The 1,251-nt window shown below is 43.4% G+C and carries 1 protein-coding gene; it reads right to left on the reverse strand.

Features of this window, described 5'->3' with window-relative positions; all coding sequences use genetic code 11:
* Positions 1-22: 22 nt before the first annotated feature.
* Positions 23-997 carry an IS110 family RNA-guided transposase gene (locus ACYVBJ_RS21850; protein WP_460984426.1) on the reverse strand — a complete coding sequence of 325 codons (975 nt, stop codon included), beginning with the start codon at positions 995-997 and terminating at the stop codon, positions 23-25.
* Positions 998-1,251: the final 254 nt, after the last annotated feature.

Genomic DNA, 1,251 nt, shown 5'->3' on the forward strand with positions numbered 1-1,251 from the left:
TTAACATGAACTGTGTTAAAAGTCAAGTTAAAGAGCGTATAACGGGCTGATAATTCGGATCATAGTCTTCGTTGAATTTAACCACTGCATACGCCTGGCGAAGCAGTTTGTTGACCACCGCCATTAATGCCACATTAGTCACTTTACCAGCAGCTTTAAGTCGCTGATAACACTCTCGGCAAGCTTTATTGTAGCGAATCGCCGACAGGCTCGCCATATATAGCTGACCCCTTAAATGAGCATCCCCGGAGCGGTTAATCCCCTTTGTAATCCCCACTTTCCCTGATTGGTAGATAATGGGAGCAACGCCGATAAACTTAGCTAGGGCCTTAGCGGATGTAAAGTCCCGAAAGCCATTCGTGGTTTCAATTAAGGCCGTGGCGACAGCGTCAGAAATCCCTTTTATGGACCGTAACCGCTTGTACTGGTCGGCGAAATCAGCTTGACAAACCTGATTGATTTCTGTCTTTAATTGAGCAATAGCCGCCTGGAAATGAGCAATCATCTCTTGTAAACTATGCTGAACGGTAGGATCTTTCAAGGGCAAAGGTTGAAACGATTCGAGTAAGTTCAGCAGGACTACCCGTTGTTTCTGATATTGTCTTAGTAACGTTCGTTTCTGCCTAAGCAACAATAGGCTATCGCTACTAATTTGATATATAGCTGGTTGTGTCATTCTGCCATACTCAGATAGTAGAACGGCATCTTGCGGATCGGTCTTGGTGACGGATAAGTGCATCTTGGCAAAGTGGTGGCTTTGCTTAGGATTAATGACTGAAATTGCCACTTTAGCTTGGGTAAGCATATAGGTCACTAAAACGGAATAAGAGCCTGTCGCTTCCAGAACACAATGGGCCTGATTAGGAAGTTGGTTTAAAAGCGACCGAATGCCATCCGGTGTATTGGCATAGCTACATACTGTCCAACCTGTAGTTGGTTTTGGTATAGCCACCGATAGGCTATCTTTAGATACGTCAATACCAATGTAAGTTGTCATTCGAAAAGGTGTTTACAAAAGGGAAGAAAGAAAAGATTAACCGTGAATTGACGCCATGAATTTTAGACCCTTGCATAGCAGACGCGGTTTTTCACCAATTGAACTGTTCAGGCTTTAAATTCACCAGCGGGAGTCAAAAACATGTTAAACAGGTTTGGCTAATAACACTACGGACTTTCCCGCGCTGGTGGCTCAAATCACAGTAGAATAACTGTTTTTAGAGTATTTTTCAAACCAGCTCAAACGTACTATAA

This window comes from Spirosoma fluminis (assembly GCF_054778895.1).

Bases quoted from the DNA above. Each gene is read 5' to 3' on its own strand.
- ACYVBJ_RS21850 (WP_460984426.1), bottom strand. From the start codon at position 997: ATGACAACTTACATTGGTATTGACGTATCTAAAGATAGCCTATCGGTG.